Genomic DNA, 9,204 nt, shown 5'->3' with positions numbered 1-9,204 from the left:
ACTTCTTCACTGAGCAGGGTGAGGGGTACGGCGTCGGCGGCCGTTATGGCGCGCGGTATGGCGGCTATCGCCGTTCCTATCGCCGCCGCGTGCCGATGGTCTACGACTAGGGTTTGCCAACGGCCAGTGTCGTCAAGTCGCGGAAGAAATTCGGGTACGTCTTCTCCGTGCAGCGTGGATCTTGAATGATGATCCCGGGCACTCGCAGGCCCGCGAGCGCCAAGCTCATCGCCATTCGATGATCGTTGTACGTGGAAATCTCCGCGCCGCGCAATGGCCGCGGAACGATACGCAGGCCATCGGATCGTTCTTCGACCTCGGCTCCCAGCTTTCGCAATTCGACCGCCAGATTGCCGATCCGATCGGTTTCTTTGTGGCGGATATGGGCGACGTTTCGAATCGTCGTCGGGCCCTCGGCAAATAGGGCCACGGCCGCGAGCGTCTGAACGGTGTCGCTGATCGTGTTCATATCGACGTCGATGCCGCGCAGTCGGCTGCCGACCGTCGTGATGCCTTCGGAACGAAACTCGACGCCACAACCCATCTCGGCGAGACAGTCACAAAACGCCACATCTCCTTGCAAACTATCACGAGACAGGCCGAGCACTGTCACTCGCCCTCCGGTTATCGCGGCGGCGGCAAAGAAGTAGCTGGCGGCCGAGGCATCCGGCTCGATCTCGCAGATTCGGCCGCGGTAGCGGCCCAGAGGAATATGAAACTGCGAGAGATCGTCACCACTCGCGTCGATTCCGAAGCTCCGCATGACCGCCAGCGTCATACGAATATAGGGTTGCGAGACCAAGGTCCCTTCGATCTCTAAATCGACTGCCGCCTCAGCGTAAGGCGCTGCCAGCAAGAGACCGCTCAGAAACTGGCTCGAAATATCGCCGCGCATTTTCGCTTTGCCGCCGCCAAGGCCGGCCGCGTGAACGATTACCGGTGGGCAGCCGCTATCGTTCGCGCTGCGGGCATCGACGCCGAGCTGCCTCAGCGCGCTCAAGAGGTCCTCGATCGGCCGCTCGCGCATGCGGGCCGAGCCATCGAGGCGATAAGTCCCGCGGCCCACGGCGACCAGGGCCGTGAGAAAACGGATCGTCGTCCCGCTATTGGCGGCAAAAAGGTCCGCGCTCGTCGCGGGCAACCGCCCCGAGCAACCGCTGACGCGAATCGTCTGCTGGGCCGCATCGTGGATGATGGCAATGCCGAGCCGCCGCAAGCCGTCAATCATCACGCGCGTGTCTTCGCTGTCGAGAGCGCCGCGCAGCTCCGATAGGCCATCCGCCAGCGCCGCGGCGATGAGCGCCCGATTCGTCAAGCTCTTGGACCCCGGCGGGCGAATTGTCGCGTCGAGCGGCCGGGAAACCGGCTGAATCTCAATGACGTCCATCATGCCCCGCGATCTTCCAAAGATGGTCCTTGCTACGAATATACAAGGCCGCGTCGGCGACAGCGGGCGATGCCAAAACCTCTTCGCCGATCTCCCCTCCCCCGACGATCTCGGGCTTTGCACCCAGCCGGACGACCTGCCCCAGGCCATCGCGATTGACCGCGTAGAGATAGTCGCCGACCAAGGCGGGCGAACCCCAAATGGCGCCTTTCAAACGAAGCTGCCAGCGCAATTTGCCGTTCGCTGTGTCGCCACAATTGAGAACGCCGGCCCGATTGATCGTGAGAATCTTTCCATCATGCACAACGGGGCTGGCGGCGCCGAAGTTCAGATTCGGAGCATTCCAAAGCGCCCGAGGCTCGCGCTGCCGCGAATCGACCTGCAGAGCTTGTATCCCAGTCGCCGGCACAAAGACCGTATCGCCGTCAACGGCAGTCGATGTGATGTCGTTGCACGTGATTCGGTATGACCACCGCTCTTCGCCGGTTAGCGGATCATGGGCCGAGACGCCGGTCGTCGATTGGAGCAGTACAAGATCGTCGGCCGTCGACTTGCCGTGCACAATGGCGGGCGAGGACCAGTTCCCCAACCGCGGCCGCGCGATCTGCCAGCGGGTTGCGCCATTGGCAGCGTCAAAGCCCGCCGCGAATGAGTCTCCCTGGCTCTCGACCTGCACGATCACGGTCTGGCCGACGACCACCGGCGACGACGCCATCCCGACGTCATTCCCAGCCGCCGGATGCTCCAATTGCAATCCGCGAAACCATAGCACGTTGCCCTTCAAATCGAGGCAAACCAGATCGCTCGACGAGAACAGCGCGAAGACGCGCATTCCGTCGCTGGCGGGCGTCGGGGCGGCCACTGCGGTGGTGGGCTGGCACATCGTCCGCCCGGTCGCCCAGAATTGTCGCTCCCATTGCCGCTTGCCGCTGCCGGCATCGAACGACAATACGTGCAGCCGATCCTGAAGCGCGCCGCTCGAGCAAGTGACAATCACTTGCCCAGCGACGACAATCGGGCTCGATGGTCCCTTGCCCGGCAATGCCACCTTCCAAGCGACATTTTCAGTTTCGCTCCAATGCGTCGGCAAATCGGTCCCGTCGGCGACACCATTCGTATCGGTTCCACGAAACTGCCGCCAATCGGCAGCCGTCGCGATCGAGGAGCACAGGCAAAAACCGCAAATAAACGTCGAGAGTCGCGTCACTCGTTACTTCTCCCTAGACAGAATGGCGTTGCCCGTCGGATCGCAGACACGGAGCTGAAACTGCCAGACCTGCGCCCACTCTTCCGTCTGCTCGTTCTGGCAGATCTTTACGAGGATCACATTTCGGCCGGCTTTCATCGTTCCGCGGCCGACGAATTGATCCATGCTCGTGAATGAATGATAAACCTCGCTCGTCAAGAGAAGATTGCCGTTGAGCCAGAGCTTGCAGGCATTTTCGGTCCCCAGCCGCAGTTCGACCGGGCGATCGCGGTCGCTATTGAACTCGGCGGCCGCGTAGGCCGCGGCGCCCATGTGCTTGCCAACCGCGCGATTCAAATCGACTTGGCCGAATTCGTCCGTCGTAGCGTAATTACGCCACTTTACGTCGCCTTCTTGGGCGGGGTAGCTGGCGGCGAAATCGTTCTCGCGCTCGGGAGGATATGCGACGGCGAGTCCTTTCTTTTCCCGATTGTCGAACGGCCCGATAATGTGCCAAGCCGCGATGTATCCGAAATGCCGCGGCAAATCGACCTTTTGTCCCAATTGCCGCAGCCGATCGGCGGCACGATTCACCTGATCCAAGTCCCGTGCCGCGTCGAGCGCCTTCTGATAAACCGCGATGACCGTCGATTTATCCTCCGGCTCTGCCGCCGCCAACTTATCCGCCTCGGCCAACACTCGGGCGACCGCATCGCGCCGCATTTCCAAGCTCGGATCATTGAGCATTTTCGGCAACACGCGATCCGCGAGCCTCGGATCGCCGCGCAACAGGATTTCATAGGCCAACCGCCTCCCACGAGGCGCGTGCGTGGTATCAATCAGGAATCGCTCGAGCGCCTCCCGCGGTAGCGTATCGGCGGCAGTCCGTCTCCCAATGGGAGAGGGCCGAGGCGAGGGTTCTGCCTCCGCTCGCTCAACAATCGCATCCACCGCGCTACGAATCCAATTGGCCGCCAGCGGCCCGGCGTCATCCAGGCCCGCCAAAACCTCCGGCAAGCGCCCCACATCCACGGCCGCTAGATTCCGCCAAGCTTCAGTCACTTCATTCTGCCCAGCACCAATCGGCCCGGCGTTTCTAATCGCCGCGATCAGCGGTGCTGCCAACTCGTTTTCGCCGTGTTCGGCCGCGACGAAAACCACCGCTGAAACCGAAACAATTACGGATGCAATCTGCATGATAAGAAATGGAATGCCACGACGCGGAATGACTCTTAGTGTCTATTCTAGCGAGGCAAACACGTGACAGCCATCGACGAAGTTGCCTGTTCAACCAGAGCGTCTTAGACTGGACGCCGATAAACGGTCAATCCCATGCCAAGAATCCATTACGATTTCCTCGTCCCACCCAAAACCGTGTTTGGCTGGGGGCGGCGCCGTGAAGTTGGTGCGCTAGCTCGTGATTTGGGACGACGGGCGTTTGTTGTTTGCGGCGCTGGGCGGCTCGCGGCGGACGGTGTGATTGATGAATTGCTGGCCGCCCTGCGCGCGGCCGGCGTCGAACCGATTCGGCTTGCGGAGATTCATCGTGAGCCGGTGATCGGCGATGTGGATCGCGCGGCCGCGGCGCTCATGGCGCACGAGGCGGGGGACGGGGATTTCGTGCTGACCATCGGCGGCGGGTCGGCCATCGATCTCGGAAAAGCGGCCGCCGCGATGGCGACGAATGGCAGCGGGGCGTCGGTCCGGGACTTTCTCGAAGGGGTCGGGCGCGGGCTGAAAATCGAACGGTCCCCGCTGGCGGTGCTGGCCATGCCGACGACCGGCGGCACGGGGAGCGAAGCCACGAAAAACGCGGTCATCTCGTCGCGCGATCCGCCGTTCAAGAAGAGCCTGCGGTCGGAGCAGATGATTCCGCGAGTCGTGCTCGTCGATCCGGAACTGTCCGTGACCGTGCCGCCCGATGTGACGGCTCAGACCGGCATGGATGCGATCACGCAATTGATCGAAAGCACCATCTCGCGCCGCGCGCAGCCGATTCCGCGGGCGCTGGCAGTGCACGGTCTGGAATTGGCGCTGCCGGCGATCGTCGAGGCAGTTGAAAACGGTGAATCTCGCTCAGCCCGTGAAGCAATGGCCCACGCCGCTCTGCTTTCTGGGATGGCGCTGGCAAATTCCGGTCTCGGTATGGCACATGGGGTGGCCGCCGCGCTCGGCGTGCTTTGCAATGTGCCGCACGGGCTAGCCTGCGCGGTCATGCTGCCGACGGCATTGCGCGCGAATCGGGACGTCGCGGTCGCTGAATTGGCGATGCTTGAACGGGCAGTCAGCCGGGGCGCAGTTCCGCCGGCAGATGATGCCGAGGCGGCGGACAAATTCATCGACCGCATCGTTCAGATTTGCTGGGCGGTCGGCATTCCCAACCGGTTGAGCGCGCTAAACGTTCGCGCCGAGCAGATTTCGGCGCTCGTCGCCGAGTCGCGCGGAAATAGCATGAGCGGCAACCCGCGCGAGATTCCCGATGATGAACTCGAACGTTTACTTGAGGGGATGCTTTAGAAACAGCCAATCCCGTAAATTCTGTTAATCCTGTCCAACGAGACCAGAAAGGATTGACCGGAATCGCGGGATCGGATGATGACCGCCAAATCACCAATGAAAAGTGTCAATGCGCGTGCGGGATGTGGCTGCATGCGCAGGTTTGGCCGCGCCAGGCGTCGAAGCCTTCGCGCGCGATCAGGGGCACCATGAGGAGCGCGGCAGCCGGATCGGCCCACCACCAGCCGAAAAGCGCATTCAGCGCCAGCCCAGCCAGAAGGATCGCGGCCAGGTAAGAACAGATCTCCGATTGTAGCGAGTCGGCATGAACCGCGCCGCTCTCCAGTTCGGCCGCCACGCGCCGCTTCGATCTGGCGAGCCATTGCATGACGACGAGCGAGCCGACGGCGGTTCCCAGGCCCAGGTAGCTCGCCTCCGCGTGTTGGCCGGCAAGCAGGCGCGATGCGGCTTCGATCGCGACATAAAGGGCCAAGAGCAGCAGGCTCGCGCCGATCAGCCGCAATGCCATCCGCTCGCGCCGCGCGCCATGCTCGCCCACTTGCAACCGCCAGAGCACGACGCCGGCGGAAAAGACTTCGACGAGCGAGTCCACCCCGAACCCGATCAGGGCAGTGCTCGCGGCCCGCTCGCCGGCAAAAAGGCCCAACCCCGCCTCGATGGCCGTGAAAAAGAGCGTCCAATACGCCAATCGCCGCCCGCGCCGCACGATCGCCTCGTGATCAAGCTCGGGCAAAAGTGCAATTTGAGACATGGCAAGCGGCAGAGCGCCGAATGACGAACGTGGTCGGCAAACGAGATAATCTGAACATGATTATATCCCAGAACCGTTCGCGAGGAGCTATGCCGATTCACAGAACCGGCCGAGGAGGTCTGGTGCTCCGTCAAACCTAGGCTTTCCGGTTGGCCTGGTCGTAGCGGGAGCATCTTGCTCCCGCAGACTGCGGCTAGCTACAAAAAGCGTCGAACCCCAAACTCAAGAGGTGAAAAAGGACTAAGAACCCGGCGCGGCGTCGGGTTTGGCCATTTTCTCGATTTCCAGTGACCGCTGCTGCGTCTTGCGGACTAATTCGATGCTCTTCGTCGCCTTTGCGGCCTCGATCGCGATTTGAGCGAAGCGATCGGCCAGGCTCCGCCGCTTGGCGGCCAACGCTTCATCGACCAGCTTGAGCGCCGCTTCGTTGACGGCTCGCGCCGCAGCGCCGGTCTTTGGAGGAAAGTTGGCCAACGCATCGGCCTTCATATCGAGCGGGTCGATGCGAAACTGCCCTCCCAAATGATCGACCGCTTGAATCATCGTAGCCGGTTGTCCGGCGTCGGCGGCCAAATCGCGGGCCTCGCGCCACATGACATACCGGCGTGCGGCGGCGTCGGTTGACTCGGCTTGCTCAATGAGCTTCTTGGCGAGTTCGTATTTCTTTAACGACGAAGTGGCGTCCGAGAAGGCATTGCCCATTTCATCCTTGATCTTCTGCTCCGCGGTCGCTAGCGCCCCGGGATCGGGGACGATGGCCAAATCCGACGACTTCGCGTCCGGCAGCGTTGCATCCTTCGGGTCCGGTTCGAGCAGCGGCAACAGGTTCTTCACATCCACGCCGGCCGCTGCCGCCTCATTCCAGTCCTGCTTGGCGAACTGCCGGCCGGTCTTGGGATCGACCAAATGAAAGGCGCCAATGAATATCTTGTTCTCTGGCTTATTGGCGTCAAGCGAGCGCCAAGCCAGCGCGACGGCCAGACCGCTGGGAATCTGGCTCACTGTGAAGCGGCGGTTGGCATTGCCCAGATGGATCGTCAGCGTGTCGGCGCTCGCTTCCACGACGATCACTTTCGTCGAATCGTCGACGTCGATCTCGTCGGCCGGCTTCAACGCCTTAAGCGAGTCGCGCACGGCCGACCAGAACTCGCCGACGTATTTTTCGAGCGCATCCACACGGTCGACCAGTTCCTGCTCTTCCGGGGTGTTGGCCAACTGCGATGCCAACGCGATCAGTTTCTTCGCCTCAGCCTGCTTTCGCTCGCCCAGTTTCGCGCGCGCGTTAGCAAGCAGGCGGCGCAGCTTCGCCGCCTGGGCCGGATCGACCGGCGCCGGCTTGGGCGGCTCGGGCGTCGGAGTCGCTGGTTTCACCGAGGGTGGCTTCGGCAGCGGATCCGCCTCTGACGTCGTCTGCGCCGGAGGAACGCTGGGTGGTGGCACTGCCGGATCGACGTGCGGCCGCGACTTCTCTTGCAGATCGCTCGGCTTTTCCGAATGTGTCGATGTGCTCTGCGCCGCCGTCTTGGCGGAATTGGAGGGGCTTCCATCTCCCGTCGATGAGTCGGACGACGCATTCGCGACCGTGTCTTCTCCGCGACGATTTCCATTGGCGATGATAACTGCGCCGACCACGATTGCCAACGCGATCGCGATGCCCACGCCAACCAGCGCGAATTGTGAGGAGTTCTGCTTAGTTCGAATCGGATTCGTTGGCCGCGATCGAAACTCTCCGATCAACTCCACCGCATCCAGTTCGGCTTCCGAATTCGTGGATGCACCGTTTGTCGGCGACCGGGCGGCACCTGGTCGGTCGTTGAGATCAGTTTCATCCGTCGGCGCTGCCGGCCCCTGCACGAGGCTGTCGAAAAACTCTTGGCCGGCCGGACCCGCGGCCGGGAAGCTCGGAACGGCGCTCGGCAGCATCGTCGTCGGCACCGAGGTCGCCGGCAAAGGCATTGCCGGCATCGCACTTGGCAGTTCGCGCATCGTTCCTGCGCCCCCAGCGCCTCGTGGCCCGCCGGGACCGGCAAACGGTTGTTGCGGAACCGGGGCGCTGGGAAGAGGCAGATCGGGAAAGCCTGCGGGAACAATTGCGGAAGCGATCGGCGTGGGAGAACTTCCAGCGCACGGCCCGGCAGGAGCTGTCGCCTGGGCAGCTCGTCTCGGCGGCAGTGGGTTGAGCGGTTTGGGCTTTTGCTCCTCGACTTCGGCCGCCTGTGCGGACGGTTTCTGGATGCCCGGCTTCGCTGGCGGCAACAGATTCTTGCCGGGCCCGGTGGGCGTGGGGGAAGTCGGCGATGCGTCCCGTTTCTGCTCGGCTTTGGCTGAAGAATTTTGCGACGCTTCGCCAGATTTTTTGGCTAGTCGCTGCCGCAGCGCTTCGTCGTAGCGGGCCTTCTGCTGCTGATCGCAAAGGCATTTTTTGGCCGCTGCCAATGCGTCGAGCACCTGCTGCCACTCGGCGGCGTGATCGCCGGGACGGATTCCGCGGATCTTCGCCATTTGCGCGTCCGCGGCCGCCGAAATCACTTGCGGGTCTGATTGAAACAGGGCGATCCGCAAGAGTTCATAATGACTCGATGGCCCACCAGCCCGCTCGATTCCGAGCCATCGCGAATATGGGTTAAATGATTCCGGCACGCTGACCCCTGCAACTTACAACTTTTCTTGCCCAGCCCAGTCGACTCAGGCGGATGTTCGATCATCCGAGGCCGCATTCGTCGCAGCATCCGGCGATCACCCTCCACCCGTAGCCCCGATTGTCACCTAAAATTGCCCCGGGTGACAAGAGAATAGACGCGGCGGCGATTCAAATAGTTCTGTCATCGGACGAATCAGAAAAGTCCACAGCAAATCGGCTTTCAACTCCACCTTGCGATGCCGGGCGCGCCTGTTTATAACCCGATTCTAGGCCACGGTCGCGGTCCCGTCGAGTTTCTCGATTGGATCATGCTTTAGCCCGCTTCCGGCATGATCCCCGAAGATGGGTTTGCGCTCATTTTCCCGGCCGCCGACCTCGGAACTTCCGAGCAAGGCGCAGCGTCCAAATGTCGGTATTTGTCGGCCCGTATTGGGTTTGCCCCCGCCGCGCCTATGCATTTCATGAAGCCGCGCACAATCACGGTCGCCATCGCAGTCGTCGCGCTATCGGTCTCTGCTGCGCTGTCGGAAAGGCCCGCGGACCAGCCAAACCGCGCCGCGCTCAAGAAGCAGCTTGCTGCCGGCAACTTCAAGGATGCTTTCGAGGGATTTCGCCAATTGGCGCTCGATCCGGCCGACGATCCGGCGTTGGTCGATCAGGATTTGAGCCAGGCCGCCAGCGCGCTTCAGCAACTCGGCCGAATCGATGAACTCGACGACTTC

7 protein-coding genes are annotated in these 9,204 nt (G+C 62.2%); 2 read left to right on the top strand and 5 right to left on the bottom strand.

The annotated features are described in order from the left end of the window. Positions 1–106: 106 nt before the first annotated feature. The 3 genes from aroA to VGY55_07480 are packed head-to-tail and all read right to left on the bottom strand — an operon-like array spanning position 107 to position 3,770. Complete coding sequence (gene aroA / locus VGY55_07490) at positions 107–1,390, bottom strand: 3-phosphoshikimate 1-carboxyvinyltransferase (protein HEV2969817.1); 1,284 nt, start codon at positions 1,388–1,390, stop codon at positions 107–109. Further along, positions 1,374–2,594 carry a PQQ-binding-like beta-propeller repeat protein gene (locus VGY55_07485; GenBank protein ID HEV2969816.1) on the bottom strand — a complete coding sequence of 407 codons (1,221 nt, stop codon included), beginning with the start codon at positions 2,592–2,594 and terminating at the stop codon, positions 1,374–1,376. Before VGY55_07485 ends, aroA begins: the two co-directional genes overlap by 17 nt. A 3-nt stretch (positions 2,595–2,597) precedes the next feature. Next, positions 2,598–3,770 (bottom strand): hypothetical protein, encoded by a 1,173-nt coding sequence (locus VGY55_07480; GenBank protein ID HEV2969815.1) that lies wholly within the window; start codon positions 3,768–3,770, stop codon positions 2,598–2,600. Positions 3,771–3,905: 135 nt separating this feature from the next. Here VGY55_07480 and VGY55_07475 point away from each other — a divergent pair, with 135 nt between their 5' ends. After that, the gene (locus tag VGY55_07475; GenBank protein ID HEV2969814.1) at positions 3,906–5,090 is read left to right on the top strand and encodes an iron-containing alcohol dehydrogenase; all 1,185 of its coding nucleotides are present in this window, start codon (positions 3,906–3,908) and stop codon (positions 5,088–5,090) included. A gap of 106 nt (positions 5,091–5,196) precedes the next feature. Here the strand turns inward: VGY55_07475 and VGY55_07470 are convergent, their stop codons facing one another. Further along, on the bottom strand, positions 5,197–5,841 hold the full coding sequence (locus tag VGY55_07470; protein HEV2969813.1) for a cation transporter: 645 nt from the start codon (positions 5,839–5,841) through the stop codon (positions 5,197–5,199). A gap of 240 nt (positions 5,842–6,081) precedes the next feature. Beyond that, positions 6,082–8,481, bottom strand: a complete 2,400-nt coding sequence (locus tag VGY55_07465) for a hypothetical protein (GenBank protein ID HEV2969812.1) — start codon at positions 8,479–8,481, stop codon at positions 6,082–6,084. 462 nt (positions 8,482–8,943) lie between these two features. On the opposite strand from VGY55_07465, the gene VGY55_07460 reads away from it, so the two are divergent. Further along, positions 8,944–9,204, top strand: a 261-nt coding sequence (locus VGY55_07460) for a hypothetical protein (GenBank protein ID HEV2969811.1), incomplete at its 3' end; no start/stop codon positions are given.

This window comes from Pirellulales bacterium (assembly GCA_035939775.1).
In the GTDB taxonomy this organism is placed as follows: Bacteria; Planctomycetota; Planctomycetia; order Pirellulales; family DATAWG01; genus DASZFO01.
Note: the sequence above shows the minus strand (reverse complement) of the source record. Positions and strands in the feature narration are given on the sequence as shown.

Coding starts and splice junctions, on each gene's coding strand:
- aroA (HEV2969817.1), bottom strand. CDS start 1,390: ATGATGGACGTCATTGAGATTCAGCCGGTTTCCCGGCCGCTCGACGCG.
- VGY55_07480 (HEV2969815.1), bottom strand. CDS start 3,770: ATGCAGATTGCATCCGTAATTGTTTCGGTTTCAGCGGTGGTTTTCGTC.
- VGY55_07475 (HEV2969814.1), top strand. CDS start 3,906: ATGCCAAGAATCCATTACGATTTCCTCGTCCCACCCAAAACCGTGTTT.
- VGY55_07470 (HEV2969813.1), bottom strand. CDS start 5,841: ATGTCTCAAATTGCACTTTTGCCCGAGCTTGATCACGAGGCGATCGTG.